Annotated in this window: 27 protein-coding genes; 8 read left to right on the top strand and 19 right to left on the bottom strand. The window is 44.6% G+C overall.

Translation table 11 applies throughout. The features are described 5' to 3' along the window. Positions 1–283: 283 nt before the first annotated feature. The 14 genes from BV372_RS08095 to BV372_RS08030 all read right to left on the bottom strand — a co-directional run bounded on the left by BV372_RS08095 (position 284) and on the right by BV372_RS08030 (position 6585). Positions 284–511, bottom strand: a complete 228-nt coding sequence (locus BV372_RS08095; protein WP_256973118.1) for an aminoglycoside phosphotransferase family protein — start codon at positions 509–511, stop codon at positions 284–286. A gap of 76 nt (positions 512–587) precedes the next feature. Then, a complete protein-coding gene (locus BV372_RS08090; protein WP_086685653.1) occupies positions 588–776 on the bottom strand; it encodes a hypothetical protein in 189 nt (62 codons plus the stop codon). 20 nt (positions 777–796) lie between these two features. Further along, positions 797–1030, bottom strand: a complete 234-nt coding sequence (locus BV372_RS08085; RefSeq protein ID WP_086685651.1) for a hypothetical protein — start codon at positions 1028–1030, stop codon at positions 797–799. Positions 1031–1045: 15 nt separating this feature from the next. Then, complete coding sequence (locus BV372_RS35105; RefSeq protein WP_143845028.1) at positions 1046–1255, bottom strand: hypothetical protein; 210 nt, start codon at positions 1253–1255, stop codon at positions 1046–1048. Positions 1256–1633: 378 nt separating this feature from the next. Continuing rightward, on the bottom strand, positions 1634–2812 hold the full coding sequence (locus BV372_RS08075; protein WP_086685647.1) for a transposase: 1179 nt from the start codon (positions 2810–2812) through the stop codon (positions 1634–1636). Between the two features lie 342 nt (positions 2813–3154). Continuing rightward, positions 3155–3589, bottom strand: a complete 435-nt coding sequence (locus tag BV372_RS08070; protein ID WP_086685645.1) for a hypothetical protein — start codon at positions 3587–3589, stop codon at positions 3155–3157. Positions 3590–3669: 80 nt separating this feature from the next. Next, complete coding sequence (locus BV372_RS08065; RefSeq protein ID WP_086685643.1) at positions 3670–3975, bottom strand: hypothetical protein; 306 nt, start codon at positions 3973–3975, stop codon at positions 3670–3672. Further along, positions 3972–4304 (bottom strand): hypothetical protein, encoded by a 333-nt coding sequence (locus BV372_RS08060; protein WP_086685641.1) that lies wholly within the window; start codon positions 4302–4304, stop codon positions 3972–3974. The genes BV372_RS08065 and BV372_RS08060 overlap by 4 nt, the downstream gene beginning before the upstream one ends. Further along, on the bottom strand, positions 4294–4839 hold the full coding sequence (locus tag BV372_RS08055; protein WP_086685639.1) for a hypothetical protein: 546 nt from the start codon (positions 4837–4839) through the stop codon (positions 4294–4296). Before BV372_RS08055 ends, BV372_RS08060 begins: the two co-directional genes overlap by 11 nt. Next, the gene (locus tag BV372_RS08050) at positions 4824–5060 is read right to left on the bottom strand and encodes a hypothetical protein (protein ID WP_143845026.1); all 237 of its coding nucleotides are present in this window, start codon (positions 5058–5060) and stop codon (positions 4824–4826) included. Before BV372_RS08050 ends, BV372_RS08055 begins: the two co-directional genes overlap by 16 nt. Positions 5061–5092: 32 nt before the next feature. Further along, the gene (locus BV372_RS08045) at positions 5093–5605 is read right to left on the bottom strand and encodes a hypothetical protein (protein WP_086685635.1); all 513 of its coding nucleotides are present in this window, start codon (positions 5603–5605) and stop codon (positions 5093–5095) included. 6 nt (positions 5606–5611) lie between these two features. Beyond that, a complete protein-coding gene (locus tag BV372_RS08040) occupies positions 5612–5863 on the bottom strand; it encodes a hypothetical protein (protein ID WP_086685633.1) in 252 nt (83 codons plus the stop codon). After that, positions 5860–6309 carry a hypothetical protein gene (locus tag BV372_RS08035; protein ID WP_086685631.1) on the bottom strand — a complete coding sequence of 150 codons (450 nt, stop codon included), beginning with the start codon at positions 6307–6309 and terminating at the stop codon, positions 5860–5862. Before BV372_RS08035 ends, BV372_RS08040 begins: the two co-directional genes overlap by 4 nt. Before the next feature lie 3 nt (positions 6310–6312). Further along, positions 6313–6585, bottom strand: coding sequence for a hypothetical protein (locus BV372_RS08030; RefSeq protein ID WP_086685629.1), 273 nt, complete (start codon positions 6583–6585; stop codon positions 6313–6315). Between BV372_RS08030 and BV372_RS37050 the strand changes: the two genes are divergently transcribed. Further along, the gene (locus BV372_RS37050; RefSeq protein ID WP_218776694.1) at positions 6579–6875 is read left to right on the top strand and encodes a hypothetical protein; all 297 of its coding nucleotides are present in this window, start codon (positions 6579–6581) and stop codon (positions 6873–6875) included. The genes BV372_RS08030 and BV372_RS37050 overlap by 7 nt on opposite strands. 48 nt (positions 6876–6923) lie before the next feature. On the opposite strand, the gene BV372_RS08020 is transcribed toward BV372_RS37050, so the two are convergent. Beyond that, positions 6924–7103 carry a hypothetical protein gene (locus tag BV372_RS08020; RefSeq protein WP_086685625.1) on the bottom strand — a complete coding sequence of 60 codons (180 nt, stop codon included), beginning with the start codon at positions 7101–7103 and terminating at the stop codon, positions 6924–6926. Between the two features lie 394 nt (positions 7104–7497). Between BV372_RS08020 and BV372_RS38335 the strand changes: the two genes are divergently transcribed. The 6 genes from BV372_RS38335 (at position 7498) to BV372_RS07995 (ending at position 10240) form a co-directional block, all read left to right on the top strand. Then, positions 7498–7707 (top strand): hypothetical protein, encoded by a 210-nt coding sequence (locus tag BV372_RS38335; RefSeq protein ID WP_086685623.1) that lies wholly within the window; start codon positions 7498–7500, stop codon positions 7705–7707. A 29-nt stretch (positions 7708–7736) separates the two neighbouring features. After that, the gene (locus tag BV372_RS38330) at positions 7737–7874 is read left to right on the top strand and encodes a hypothetical protein (protein ID WP_373270751.1); all 138 of its coding nucleotides are present in this window, start codon (positions 7737–7739) and stop codon (positions 7872–7874) included. 99 nt (positions 7875–7973) lie between these two features. Next, complete coding sequence (locus BV372_RS08010; protein WP_086685621.1) at positions 7974–8321, top strand: hypothetical protein; 348 nt, start codon at positions 7974–7976, stop codon at positions 8319–8321. Positions 8322–8391: 70 nt separating this feature from the next. Continuing rightward, positions 8392–9096, top strand: a complete 705-nt coding sequence (locus BV372_RS08005; protein ID WP_256973116.1) for a hypothetical protein — start codon at positions 8392–8394, stop codon at positions 9094–9096. Continuing rightward, a complete protein-coding gene (locus BV372_RS08000; RefSeq protein ID WP_086685619.1) occupies positions 9093–10022 on the top strand; it encodes a hypothetical protein in 930 nt (309 codons plus the stop codon). The genes BV372_RS08005 and BV372_RS08000 overlap by 4 nt, the downstream gene beginning before the upstream one ends. Beyond that, positions 10013–10240, top strand: a complete 228-nt coding sequence (locus BV372_RS07995; RefSeq protein ID WP_086685617.1) for a hypothetical protein — start codon at positions 10013–10015, stop codon at positions 10238–10240. The genes BV372_RS08000 and BV372_RS07995 overlap by 10 nt, the downstream gene beginning before the upstream one ends. A 6-nt stretch (positions 10241–10246) precedes the next feature. Here the strand turns inward: BV372_RS07995 and BV372_RS07990 are convergent, their stop codons facing one another. The 4 genes from BV372_RS07990 to BV372_RS07980 form a co-directional block, all read right to left on the bottom strand. Continuing rightward, positions 10247–10576, bottom strand: a complete 330-nt coding sequence (locus BV372_RS07990; protein ID WP_086685615.1) for a hypothetical protein — start codon at positions 10574–10576, stop codon at positions 10247–10249. A gap of 214 nt (positions 10577–10790) precedes the next feature. Continuing rightward, positions 10791–10976, bottom strand: coding sequence for a hypothetical protein (locus BV372_RS07985; RefSeq protein ID WP_086685613.1), 186 nt, complete (start codon positions 10974–10976; stop codon positions 10791–10793). Positions 10977–11091: 115 nt separating this feature from the next. Further along, a complete protein-coding gene (locus tag BV372_RS36095) occupies positions 11092–11256 on the bottom strand; it encodes a hypothetical protein (RefSeq protein WP_179198011.1) in 165 nt (54 codons plus the stop codon). A 75-nt stretch (positions 11257–11331) separates the two neighbouring features. Further along, entirely contained in the window at positions 11332–11985 is a 654-nt protein-coding gene (locus BV372_RS07980; protein WP_256973115.1) for a tyrosine-type recombinase/integrase, read from the bottom strand. Positions 11986–12139: 154 nt separating this feature from the next. Between BV372_RS07980 and BV372_RS07975 the strand changes: the two genes are divergently transcribed. Then, positions 12140–12442, top strand: coding sequence for a glucose-6-phosphate dehydrogenase (locus tag BV372_RS07975; RefSeq protein WP_086685611.1), 303 nt, complete (start codon positions 12140–12142; stop codon positions 12440–12442). Positions 12443–12451 lie beyond the last annotated feature (9 nt).

Here is a 12451-nt window from a genome sequence, read left to right as displayed (position 1 = left end):
GAACTCAAAACCCTTTCCCTTTAACCTTTTCCCTTTCCCCCCTCTTGCAAAAATATATTTCTGCAAGAGGTCTAGTGATTTTCAACAAGAATAATGCTCTACTTTGAACACCTTTAGCAAAGTGTTACCAATTTTTGCAATGGAATGTCTTATAGAAATTTCCACAGACGCCTAGCGAAACTCAAGGAGATTGTTCGCTAACGCTAAACTTTTCTGCTTGAAGGACAACGCCCTTTGTTGATCTCGCCTTCGCCAAATTGCGATCGCAATATACTTTTGCACCTCATATATCGCGTTCCCTACCATATCCCCGCCAGAAAGCGGGTTCGCTAATACCGCAGTAGTCTAACACCGCAAACTCAATTTCAGGATCGCCCCAAAGGGCGCGATCAAAATCCACTAATCCAGTCACATTACCTGCTGAGTCTACCAGAATGTTCTGAAACCAAACATCCATGTGAAGCAAGCGAGGTGATTCTGTGTAATCGAGCGATCGCTTGTGTCGGTAAATCCATCTTCTGATTCATATTGTCTATCATCTCCTCATGCTAGCGTCGAACAAACAAAGAGAGTGTTATGACTCCGTTTCACTCTAGTAGATTATCTCTCTCATCTTCCCGCTTCTGAATTTCAAAATTAACGATTGCTTCGCGAATTCCAGGCTCAATTCCAAAAATTGAAAATTCCTGCCCATCATCCACATCCTTGATGAATATCTCCGCATCAGGTGGAAAATCTTGTAATATCTCAATTAGCTGGCGAACCTTAACTGTCATTTTCTCTCTAGTCAGACTTGTCAATCTTTGTATACTCGTCCCGCTAACCTGTAGCCATTCTTTACAGGCGCAACGCGCACCACTACCAATTCGTCGTTACCGTATTCAGTGTAAAAAGTTACCTCCCAGACGTCTGTCTCATCGTCCCATTCCATACCAACAAATTTATAATCTTTGTATCCTTTCTCATCCATGCCATCGCAGGCTTTTTCAAAAATTTTTATTAGTTCTTGAGCTTGGTTTTTTTCTAGCATTAGTCAAAATCAACTCTAGTAATATTCCTCAGAATTTAGTTGTTCCCAATCGCGATCACTCAAGTTTGATTCGCACCTGGCACACACAAAAACCTCATCTGGTAGCGGGTCGCTTTCGGATCTAGTTTCAAAATCTTGCATCGTTAGGGGAAGTGCCCAGTAGTGTAGAGTTCTTTGGTTGCAAGCAGGACAGACATAATAACCAGGTTTTAATCTTTCAGTCACGATCAGCACTCCTTAACGGGTACATGAATCATAATTTCCCCTGTTCCTTTGCAATGAGGGCATTGTCGTTGTTGGTTTCTGTCAACAATTCTTCCTGTACCGTTGCAAGCTTTGCATGGTGCAAATTCAGTTACCGACATCTGACTAACTCCCGAAACAACAACCTTGTGGCTTGAGATGCAACTTTCATTCTCTAGTAGGTTATTTGGCGCTTGTTAAACATTCTCGTGCCTCGGTAGTACGCTCCTCCGCGGTGTTCCAAAGGAACGTACCAACGCCAAAAAATATTTTTAGCACGAAGCTTTTCACCTCTGCCATAAACTATTGCGTGGTAAGCTCCACGTCCTTTTTTCTTATAGTCGTTTCTAAACATTGTGATCATTTCACCAACTCCCGAAACAGTAATCTTGCAGCCCGAGATGCAACTTTCATCCTTACCAGCTTGACCGGGCGACCGGCTGCTTTTTCTCTATCAAGCAGTTCACCCAATGTTTCACCAATCGAGTTATCTAAACGCGATCGCTTTGGCTCAATCCTAGTAAATACCCATTGCCACATTGCTTTACGGCATAGGTCACTGCCACCAATAACTTTAGATTTTTTCATATCACCCGATGACTCAAGGCTCGGAGCTAAACCGAGTGCTTTTTGAAATCTCCGCAGTGAAAGGTGGCGTTTGGTAGGCTTTTTCGAGTTTCGCCCGGAGCGTATCCTAATTTCTGGCTTACCATCAGCATCGAGGAAGGCTTCAATCGGGTAAATTTGGGAAATTATTACAGCGCTCAATCGTGGACCAAAGCCGAAACGCGCAAATGTAGTGCGGTATTTCTCAAAACGCGAATCGTTGAGCAACTGACTTAATTCTTCCTCGATGCTGAATTCTTCGCTTTGGAGATTGCAAAGCCGGCTGGCATGGTGGCGAACTGTGGCAGTTATCCCTAAACCGACAGTTTGAAAGTACAGCGAATCATATTTCCTGGACGGGCGCTCGCCTGCCAACCATCCCCACAGTAAAGGCACTTCACCAGATGCACCGCGTCGCGATTGCACTAGCGCAACTTCGGGAAACTGCCATGCTAAATCCTGGCGCAAACGATTGATGATTGGGGATTGCACCCGATTAAGGTGAGCCAGCCTTAGCACTAGTTCTCGAATTCTGACTATCACCTCATCACGGATTTGGACAAATCGCCTGGGGTCCTGGGAATAATCGAAGTAGTAACAAGCCAGTGCCAGAGCGTCAGCGTCATCATCTTTATCTGGCAGCGCCAGGTGATTAGCCCGGTAACTTCTTAGTTCCTTGTGACCAGCTAACCTGACTTCTACTCCAGCACGGGCCAGGTGTGTACCCCAAAGTTTTGAGTAATTATTACCAGTGGGTTCCATGATTGCCACATCAGGACTAAGTTCAAGTAGTTTTCTAATCCCGTTGGCATTGGCTTCAATTTTTAAAAACTTGCAATCATAATAAAATTGACGCGGTGAAGTCGGCTTTTCTAACAATAGACAAGCCGAAACTGAGGACTTGCTAATATCAAGCCCCAAAACTCTAATCATTGCGTTTCCTCTGGGTGGTCTTTAAGTAGCCCTAATGTCAATGCCTGCGAATCACCCGTAAGCCGTTGAGCTTATTTCACTCTCAAGGCAAAGCCGCAAGTTGAGCGCTTGCGGCGACATAGGGAGCCACTGCGTTGCGGAGGTTCCCTCCGTTAAAGCAAGTGGAGGATACAGGATAGCTTGCAGCAGCCGAGCTTATGAAACGGAGAAAGCCACAAGAGCTTGATTCGACCTAAAAGCCCTAAGCTACTGTTTGCTATCTTGGGCGGTTGGTTTGGACCCAGACCGCGACGGTGGACAATAACCACCGTTTCGCCAGTGGGTTAAGCTGGCTCATCAGGCTTAAAAGTTGTCGGGGTCACCAGCAGCAGTGACCCCAGAATCAAAAGGGATTTGGTCTGGATCGGGTTCAGCAAATTCGGCTACTACTGTCTCAGACTCGGTTTTAGCAGCAGATATTAAATTATTGAACTGTGGCATTGAGGGAGCATCAGGTTTGATTCCTTGTGCTTTGAGAAACTCGGCTGTTGCATCCCATTCAGTGCGTACTTTGGTCAATTTTTTCTCAAATTCATAACAGCTATTGGCTAAACTCCTTCTCCGTTCGTAGAGTTCCTCAGCTTTAGGACCTACTGCTGCAATCGCTTTGTTTCTCAACTCAGACACTACTGATTCAACCGTTTCACCTTCTTCTAGTTCAGCAGTAAAGCCCACTCGCTCGTTACTGTAATCTCCCAGAGAAATTAGAAAGTGTGCATGAACAAATTTAATTTTCATCGGTTCAATTGTGATAATTTCAACCTGTAAACGTTTGAAGCGTTTGAATCAACCAAAGGCGATAGAAATATCACCTTTAGCTAAATCGCCTCACACAGCGCCAACTCATTTAGATCCTCTTCCCACTTGGCTGCAATAATTCGAGCATCTTCACCATAGAAAAGTTGTCTGTCGCCAGAACTCCAAGTAATAACAGTGACAGCCGTATTTTCTTTTTTTTCAGTCTCCAACTGCCTGACGTAGTGAAGGTTAATCCAACCCGCGCGGGTGGTTTTGACGATTGAGAACATGACGTTTTTAGTGTTTTGTGATACATAGGCTATGTCTAAAAAAGACAAAAATCTAGGGCGATCGCAACTTGGTAAAAACGCGATCGCCTTTTTCATTTCTCGGTCCAGGCAACTCGACCGCTAACGCCAGCCGCAATCCCTAAGAAAGCGCCACAGACGGCATAAGGAGGACGGACAAACAGCATAGCAATCCCAATCACTGCACCCCAAAACATCCCTGTTGCAAATATTTTGAGAGTTTCTGGCTTGCGGCTAATGTCCTGAATTAGGGCTTGAGCCATTAATTCTGAATTTTCCAGCGAAACAGTGATTGTTGTAATGTCCATCTGACACTCACGCTCAATCCTGGCGATCGCATCTCGATCCGCTTTCACCGGAGAAGTTGCCATCTTCACCAGCGCCGATGCTAATTCCTTACCACTCATTCTCCCTACCCTTGCGTAGCAACTCATCTAACATCTGTTGCCCCTCATCAAAGTTGCGGCCACCCCGGCGCAATACTTTCTCAATGATGAAAGTGTTACTTGCACCCAAACCGAGCAGTTCAACCACTGCTAAATACAGCGATTTTTCGCTAAGGGAAGTGGAAGTTTGGTCCGTTGCAGTGGCGACATTCTCTTTATATAAGGCTTCTAGCGATTGCATCAGTTCTTGCTTAACTTCCGGTGTGGAAGTGTCACCAAGGTAGAGCTTTTGCATCTCTTGCTCTTGCTGGTAGGTTTCGAGTACCAAGCCAGATTGGGCCAGTTCTTGGTGCATCGCTTCGGTAGCTCGTTGCATTGCTTCTTCAAAAATCAGCGCTTGCGATTCTTGAATCAGTTGAATGCTACTAGCCAAGCCAAGTATCAAAAATAATCCTTTACCAATTTTTCCGGTGGGTGCGATCGCCGCGAGCCACAAGGCTACACAGCAGATAGCCAGCACATAGCAGCGTGTCCACGGATTTAAGGCGATAGCCACAGTGATACTCCTCCTAGGACAACTGCCACTGCAAAACCGATGAGGCAAGCGTAATAGTTAATGTCCCTAACTTTGAAGAATGGAGCAATTGCATCATCAGCAAGCCAGCACAACACCCAGGCGACAACCAAGAGCGCATACAATGCGACCGCGACGCGAAAACAGCCAGGATGCAACGCCCCAAACCAACTAATCAGGCTTGAGGCAATGCAGCCGGTCATGAAGTAAGCGACTAGCAGCAGTGCCTTGGCCATTACATTCCCGCCTTAACTTTGGTTCTCAGTTCCAAAATTCGCGCATCAGCTTTACTTGCGGCATTCTCCACACCTTTACCCATCTGGGTGTATTCAGGACGTAAACCATGCAGCCGACGAGCTAACCGGGCATTAGACCGGAGTTTTTCAGCTTCACAGTTGGCGACGGTCTTTTGATAGCCACGATGAGACTTATGCACCGCGGTGTCGGCTTTTTCGATTTTCTCCAGTGACTTGTAAGCTTTTTTGCTAGCTGTGGCCCCTTCGGTTTTAGCTTTGGCTGTTTCTCTTAGTTGCTGAGCTTGCTCTTTGGTGAAATACTGGGGACTGGATACAACATCCTGTGAGCGGATAGATTCCCAGTTACCAGGCTGGAGCGGGTTGATTACGTTATCGTCAGTTGCAGCAAGTACTTTATCAGTGTCGATTGCGTGATCGCCCGTGTAAGTCCGCTTGTTGGAGTTATCGTCATTTCCTCCATAGCCAACGGTCATTTTAGTCAAAAGTCCCATGTCGCCTCACTTGCAAATTTGCTCTTTGATTTTGGCTAGTTGTTCTGATTGCGTTTGCAGAGTTCGCATCTGCACTTGATCGGGAGAGTTGTAGGTTGCTGTTGCACCCAGCGCTGCACCAGTGGCTAGTAAACAGATACCCAGTAGTACAACCGCACTAAGCGAGTTTCTCTGTGGCTGTACTGGCGGTGGCTCGGGTTGGTAAAATTCCCCAGTGAAGGGAACGACTCTAGAACCGGATTGTTTAGTTTGGTTCATCCGCTCAATCTCCGAGTTTGGGAGTTGAGTAAATGATGAGTGCCAGCGGCGATCGCGTTTTGGATCGATGTCTCGACTAATTCGCGCTCCTCTGGTGTCGGGTTGGTTAACATCTGCTGAATCCGGGCAATTGTCCGAGCAGGTAGCAGCTGAAAATAGCGAATTGCTAACCGCTCGGTAGTCGCTTCAACGATTGGATCGAGTACCAAATTATCAAAATCTTCCGGCTCTTCAGAGGTAATTTCCTCATCACTAGGATTACCAGCACGAGAGCGCAAAAGTTCTAAACCGACTTCAGTCCAAAGCTTTCGCCCGGTTCCCTCCTCAATTACTATGTGGGTGTCAATCAAGAATTCGCCACGCTTGCGAGTTAGCCAGCTGCGAATAGTTCCCTCTGGAATCCCAGTTTCTCTGGCAGCTTCAGGAGTTGTGTACAGGTTGGACATCTTTTAGCTCCCACTAGTCGGCGCTGGTAGCTGTTTTTGATATTCGGGTTTGTTGCCAGTGATTAAATCAATCACCTTACCCAATCCCCAACTTTTGCAGCTTGAGGTGAAAAACTTTTTATAAATTGGGAAGGCTGCATACTTTCGTCGGCAAACGATATCACCAGGAGTTATGCGCTTAATTATCAACTGGTGTGGGCTAGCTACCTGTGCTGATGCAGCAGATATGTTTACCAGCAGCAATGCGCTGGTAAGTCCGATTTTTATCTTTGACATCTCATACAATCTCCTTATTAGGTTTCATGGGCGATCGCACTTCTGTTTTGGTAATTGGCGATCGCCTTTTTACTGTTCTTGTGACGTTTTCAGATATAGGTGTGACAGTGTTCGCAGTAAAAACTGCCGTCGTCTTCCTCCCAAACAACGTCATCTGGTCCACATCGGGGACATGCAACAACCTCATCACGCTCTGGGTAGTTATCCCAGCAGTTGTTAGTTTTAACTTGGGTTATTTCTGGCGTTTGGCTTTTATCTGGCTTTTCTTCATCCATAGGTTTTTAGGTTGAATTAACCGATCGCAATGAGTGGTAATTGGTGGATCGCCTTTTACTTGGTCATAATCCACCCACCTCATGAGTTTTGGCGCATTGTGAAAGGTCGATTTTAGTCACAGAACCCTTTTGCTTTGTAGCTATCACCATAAACATTTCAGACCTCACCTCACCTGTGCGAGCTTTTAGCCCGCGTCTTTTGCGCCGTTTGTTTTGTTGTGCAAGGTTTTGTTTGCTTGACATAGTTCTAAGTTTTCGTAATTGGTGAATTGTGTAGGCATCGCCTTTTTACTTGGTTAACTCCCAGCAGGTCTTTACTTATCCAGGCTGCTATCTCTGGCGGGTTTGGAGTTGTCATTAGTCATTAGTCATTGGGCATCAGGTACATCAAGGGTGTTTCCACGCGGGGCTTACGCAGTGCATGGGTGCTTGCTCCGGAGTGCAACGCGAGGTCTAGGCGTTGGGGAGAGATTTCACGTGCTTATTTGTTTCAGATTTACTTGCACGTGCTAGATTGGATCTGTCATTATTTATTGCACGTGCAACAGCGCAAGTCAAGCAAGTCCTTTCTTCGCACGTGCAAAATCTTCTGATTAGCACGTGCAATAATCTAAGGAGTTGAGAATGCAATCCAAAAATGGAAGAACAAAATACTGGGGAGAAAAAGACTGTAAACGCGACCCTGAGGATGACATCTCAGGACTGGGAAGCTTTACGAATCAAGGCGGAACAGCTGGGCATGAACCGAACCAAGTTTTTGATCCAGATAGCTCGTGGAGAGATCCGCTTGGAGAAAGGAATTCTATTGGAGGACAAACAACTCCTGGGGGAATCCTTAGTAGGCTGAAGAATTTACATAAGGCCTACGTTAGTTATGTGGATGCTGATCGGCAAATACTTGAAGCCAGATTAAATGAGAATAAGCTTCACCGCCAAAATATAGTTGCAGAAATTGAGCAGCTTGAAACACTACTACTCAAGGCATTAGGAGAAACTCAAGAATATCAAGAATAAAACCGTCCTACCTACGGGTGAGGGCGGTTTTATTTGTGAAGCGGTGATGAAATTTTAAATGCGAGGTTTTCCCGATGTCTTTACCAGGAAGTACCCCGCATGGTGGATGAAGTTGCTCTACCAACTTCATTTATGGAAATTTTACTCGGCATCATTATTCGTGTCTTGATGTACGCATTAATTTGGGTGATTTGGATGCTATTTCAAGAGATTAAAAAACAAAAACAGGCGTCATCACCAGCCCAAAAACAACCCAATAAACCCAGGTACACCCCACCAAAGCCAACAGTTGACCCCAAATTGCAGCTTCGACTTCTCAACATGGTAGCTGGCGATCATGGCATATGTTACCGCTTAGTTGAAATTGCTAGGAGAAGCAATCCTGGTAGATCAGAGCAATGGTATTGGGAAAAGGCAATCGAAGATTTAATACGCGATCGGCGATGACCTAAAAACAATTAAAAAGCCACCTAGCGGGTGCAACTGCTGGGAGGCTAAGCCAAATATTACTAATAGGATGATGGCAGAAAATACCATAAAAAACAACCTTCCTTGGACGGAAGAGCACGAATCATTTTGCTATAAAAACCGCATACCTAACGCTGCAAAAGTCCTTTGGCAGTGGCTAATGAGACAAGGTGAAATAAGTGCGGAAGTAGAACCAGATTTATCACAATTCAATGAGTGGGTAGCAAAAGTTAGAGGTAAACCATACGCCCACAATTACCTAAAAAAGATGTTCGAGTTACTCTGCGAACATGGTGTTATTGCAGTAGTTAAACAGTACAGTTGGAAGATATTTAGGTTACTTGTAAGACCTCTAGAATGGTTGAAGCCACGGAAAAAGAAGCGAGAAAAAAATTTACAAGAGTGTAACTCGACTTACAATTCACCTAACCCAAATGATAGTTCTTCCGTTCAAGCTGAAATACAGCAGCAGCTTATCTTAATTAGCGACAATCAAGCTACTCTTGCAGATGAAGGTATACAATTTGACGAATCTGAAAAAGAGGTTTTAAACCGTCCTAAATGTGAAATTAAGGTATCCATTGCACTATTTAAAATACGCGGTGGAATCGACAAAATACTGAATCCAGAAGGGTGGATACGTAGCTGTTTAAGACATCGTTGGTGGGAACATCCTAGAAATTTAAGTTTGTTAGTTCAAGAACTAGGTAATGGGGTCATCTGGGATGAATTAACAAAGGAGGGTTGTTTATGAGTAGTGAACAACTTTCTTTATTCACAATTGCACCAGCACAAGTTATTAAGGCGGTTCAAGACCCTTACTGGGATGAAATAGTTCTTTCACCTGGACAAGTAGAAGAAAGCGGACAGATTAGCTTGCTCTACGACGATTCTCAAGAACCACCAGACCCTGACGATTACCCAACACATCAGGAATATGAATCGGCTTGGAATGAATGGGAGAAGAAATTCCCCCAACTCGTAGAGCAAGCTACGGCTATGTCTGCCGATTCAACACTAAAAGTTGGTGATTTGGTGAAATTGTCGCCTGAGTGGATGAATAAATGTGCAGCGGTAACTGAGGGTAAGTACAAAAAGGACTATCAGTTTAAATCCGAAGATGACTTGATTTGTCGTGTTTTGTGGGTTGAAACGACAAAGGGTGATATTTCCGTTGACCGCAATGGCTACGGTTTATTTGTTCCGGCGGGTAACTTTACTTCGGTCGAGCAGGGTGATACCGTTAACCCGTTCAACTCCTCTCTAATAAATGAGTATCGTCAAAAAGACTTGGCGGAATCGGTGCTTCCAAGTCTTTTTACTGAGGAAAGTGTTCGGGCGCAAGATACACAAATTTCACCCATCCCACGCAAACATCCAGAATTGGATGCTGTTACTTGTGCGCCCGAACACTTTAACCCAGATTTCCAAGAAAAATTTGCGCCCGAACACACTCATTGGACTGAAGAGTACTGGACAAAGCGCGGTAACAAGAAACATTACTACTACCGCTACTGCTGGATGGTAGGCAGGAAGAAGCACCGAGTTCACATTGGTAGTGTGACTTCCCCAATTGCTCAAGCCAGGCGTGAGGAAATTGATCAGGCGATCGCAATTGGTAAAAGCCCGCCGGAGATTAAGCAGCTAATCAAAACTTGGAGTAGTCAACAATGGAAGTAAATTCTCAAGAACACCTGCAATGGGCCAAGCAAAGAGCGCTAGAAAGCCTTGAATATTACAGAAATTCCGCCATAGCGTTTACCTCTTTATCTAGCGACTTGAGAAAGCATTCCCAACTCAGGAATCATCCTGGGATATCAATTGGAACCCAAATGCTCGCTCTAGGAAAACTCACATCGGTTGCCGCAATGCGTAAATTTCTCGAAGACTTCAGCTGATCAACCTCAAAATTCTTCAAATAACACCTGTGGATTCTCCTTTAGCAGCTTCTTAAACTTCCTGAGTTCATCCCAGGCACGGGTGCTAATGTCTAATTCCCTAGAATTTTGATTTGGGTGATAGTTGGCCCGCTTCCATTCGATGTACTTCTCTATCGCCTCAATAATTAAAAAAATATCCCCCTCGCGCTGGGGGATAGAACGGAAAATGTCGTTATCAATGGCTCTAGCGTAAGCCTCAACTTTACCTTTTAACGCAATTGGTACACGAACTGTAGTAGTTTTCCCACTGTTCCAACTGCTACCACTGTTCCAAGTAGTTTTAGTTCTTCCCATATTTGCCTATGTTGCCGTGTTACAAGGCAAATAATAAACGCGATTGCACTTTTATCTCTCAAAGTCCGATCGCGTGGTGGTCAAAACATCTACCGCCCACAGCATACCCTAATCACTAAAAATGGCAATCGGGCTAAGTGTGACTAGAAACCGATTGCCCAATAAAATCAGGGTGCATCTACCGAGTCAACCATATCTCACAAAAATCTAAGGCTCAATACTTCTCAGCCTCAGCCCGTGCCTTTGAACAATTTTGAGCTTCCTCGACTGAATCATGCTCATGCTCACACAGTCCATATGGACCGCCGCCATCTTCATCTGACTTTGCGGTTAATCGCCATTTACCAGTTCCTTGTCCCTGGTCATCTGCAATTTGTAGCGGCTGAATCCACCAAACCATAAAGTTAGTCCTTGTATTAAAAAATGCGATCACGACAAATGCAAAGCGCGATCGCCGATAAAGTTGTCATAGTGGGGTGACTTGCACCAGTGGCTACACGATAACGTCAACATTTTTAAGGGTCAATCCTTATACTTGGCGCTACACTCTCCGCCGCCACATCATAGGCAAGCTCTAAAATCCGTTGTAGTTGAGCTTTGATAACTGCTATGTCCTGAATTCGCCCGTTAAGAACATTCGGGACAAAGGTAATCACTTCAGTTGCAAGTGTCTGGTTCATAAATTGCTTACTTAGTTATCCTGTTTAAATAACAAATATTCGTGTATAAATCAGTACAGTTTAGATGAAGTTTATTTAAAGAGTTGCGATCGCTCCAGCTATCTCATCAATGTCAACATCTATATAAGGGTCAAGACCTTTGTCTTCCCTGTGTCCGGTAATCCTGCGAATCACAGACTTTGCGGTTCCGTTTTTTCGTAGCCTATTAACGATGCTACGCCGAGCAGTATGAGTAGATATTCCTTTAGATCCCAGTCCAGCGGCTTCTACTGCACGTTTGAGTATGTCATAAGCATTTCTCCAGGTAATTGGTTTAGTTCCGCAACGTGAGGGGAAAAGCCATTCAGGCTGAGCAGACTCAAATTTAGATAGCGATTCGCGCAAGACATCATGAACTGGAATTTCTACATTGTCTGCTGTACCGTCAGGCCTGTGCTTTCTGATAATTCCCGGAAAAATCAGTGTTTTTTTTGGTCGGCCGTCTTTTTCGTATACATCGCTGACCTTCAGCTGAATTAATGCCCCCCATCGCTCACCCGTGTACCATGCTAAGTCCCATAGTAATTTATACTTATCTGTCTTAATTTGGCGACGAATTCTTAAATATTCACTGTCATTAATAACGGCAGCTTTACCACGTCTGTTAATTTTAGGCATAGAAGAAATTGAATTTGCTTGTTCCGCTTTTACCAAAAAGTGAGGTGAAAGCGGAATTTTGTTGATATTCACTATTAGTAAATATTTGCTCAATCCTAGTTGCAGTAGTGGTTGCACGCCATCGGTGAATATGCCACTTCTACATAAAAGTGGAATATTTACTTAATTTTGAATGCGGCATAAAACGGATTTATTCACATTTATAAATCCGGCTCACAAAAAATTTATGACCGCTTTCACTACTGCTGATATTCCTAGTCAAATTGATACAGTAGAAAAACTCGCTTCATGGTGCGGAGCAATTCTTTTTAACGTTAATCCCTCGGTTACAGCTATTGAGGGAACTGGCTACTCAGAGCGAGTTTCTCAGTGGGGACGTTTCTGGGTTCCGGCTGATTCAAAAACCCGTGAAATTATCCGCTTATCGCTTGAGGTTTCATCTTCATATATCAACGCCGACGGTAAACCCTGGACCTTTGTGCAGCCAATTAGTAGCACTGCTATTCCTGCCAACTTCAAGAGTAACTAAGGTAGCTTG

The sequence above is a fragment of the Nostoc sp. T09 genome (assembly GCF_002154695.1).
Classification (GTDB): domain Bacteria; phylum Cyanobacteriota; class Cyanobacteriia; order Cyanobacteriales; family Nostocaceae; genus Aulosira.
The sequence above is the reverse complement of the archived record's forward strand: the minus strand, read 5'-3'. Positions and strand labels throughout refer to the sequence as shown.

Excerpts from the sequence above, each read along its gene's own strand:
- BV372_RS08090 (WP_086685653.1), bottom strand. The coding sequence starts at position 776 with ATGACAGTTAAGGTTCGCCAGCTAATTGAGATATTACAAGATTTTCCA.
- BV372_RS08085 (WP_086685651.1), bottom strand. The coding sequence starts at position 1,030 with ATGCTAGAAAAAAACCAAGCTCAAGAACTAATAAAAATTTTTGAAAAA.
- BV372_RS08075 (WP_086685647.1), bottom strand. The coding sequence starts at position 2,812 with ATGATTAGAGTTTTGGGGCTTGATATTAGCAAGTCCTCAGTTTCGGCT.
- BV372_RS08070 (WP_086685645.1), bottom strand. The coding sequence starts at position 3,589 with ATGAAAATTAAATTTGTTCATGCACACTTTCTAATTTCTCTGGGAGAT.
- BV372_RS08065 (WP_086685643.1), bottom strand. The coding sequence starts at position 3,975 with ATGAAAAAGGCGATCGCGTTTTTACCAAGTTGCGATCGCCCTAGATTT.
- BV372_RS08060 (WP_086685641.1), bottom strand. The coding sequence starts at position 4,304 with ATGAGTGGTAAGGAATTAGCATCGGCGCTGGTGAAGATGGCAACTTCT.
- BV372_RS08050 (WP_143845026.1), bottom strand. The coding sequence starts at position 5,060 with ATGACCGGCTGCATTGCCTCAAGCCTGATTAGTTGGTTTGGGGCGTTG.
- BV372_RS08045 (WP_086685635.1), bottom strand. The coding sequence starts at position 5,605 with ATGGGACTTTTGACTAAAATGACCGTTGGCTATGGAGGAAATGACGAT.
- BV372_RS08040 (WP_086685633.1), bottom strand. The coding sequence starts at position 5,863 with ATGAACCAAACTAAACAATCCGGTTCTAGAGTCGTTCCCTTCACTGGG.
- BV372_RS08035 (WP_086685631.1), bottom strand. The coding sequence starts at position 6,309 with ATGTCCAACCTGTACACAACTCCTGAAGCTGCCAGAGAAACTGGGATT.
- BV372_RS08030 (WP_086685629.1), bottom strand. The coding sequence starts at position 6,585 with ATGTCAAAGATAAAAATCGGACTTACCAGCGCATTGCTGCTGGTAAAC.
- BV372_RS08020 (WP_086685625.1), bottom strand. The coding sequence starts at position 7,103 with ATGTCAAGCAAACAAAACCTTGCACAACAAAACAAACGGCGCAAAAGA.
- BV372_RS38335 (WP_086685623.1), top strand. The coding sequence starts at position 7,498 with ATGGAAGAACAAAATACTGGGGAGAAAAAGACTGTAAACGCGACCCTG.
- BV372_RS08010 (WP_086685621.1), top strand. The coding sequence starts at position 7,974 with ATGGTGGATGAAGTTGCTCTACCAACTTCATTTATGGAAATTTTACTC.
- BV372_RS08005 (WP_256973116.1), top strand. The coding sequence starts at position 8,392 with ATGATGGCAGAAAATACCATAAAAAACAACCTTCCTTGGACGGAAGAG.
- BV372_RS08000 (WP_086685619.1), top strand. The coding sequence starts at position 9,093 with ATGAGTAGTGAACAACTTTCTTTATTCACAATTGCACCAGCACAAGTT.
- BV372_RS07995 (WP_086685617.1), top strand. The coding sequence starts at position 10,013 with ATGGAAGTAAATTCTCAAGAACACCTGCAATGGGCCAAGCAAAGAGCG.
- BV372_RS07990 (WP_086685615.1), bottom strand. The coding sequence starts at position 10,576 with ATGGGAAGAACTAAAACTACTTGGAACAGTGGTAGCAGTTGGAACAGT.
- BV372_RS07985 (WP_086685613.1), bottom strand. The coding sequence starts at position 10,976 with ATGGTTTGGTGGATTCAGCCGCTACAAATTGCAGATGACCAGGGACAA.
- BV372_RS36095 (WP_179198011.1), bottom strand. The coding sequence starts at position 11,256 with ATGAACCAGACACTTGCAACTGAAGTGATTACCTTTGTCCCGAATGTT.
- BV372_RS07975 (WP_086685611.1), top strand. The coding sequence starts at position 12,140 with ATGACCGCTTTCACTACTGCTGATATTCCTAGTCAAATTGATACAGTA.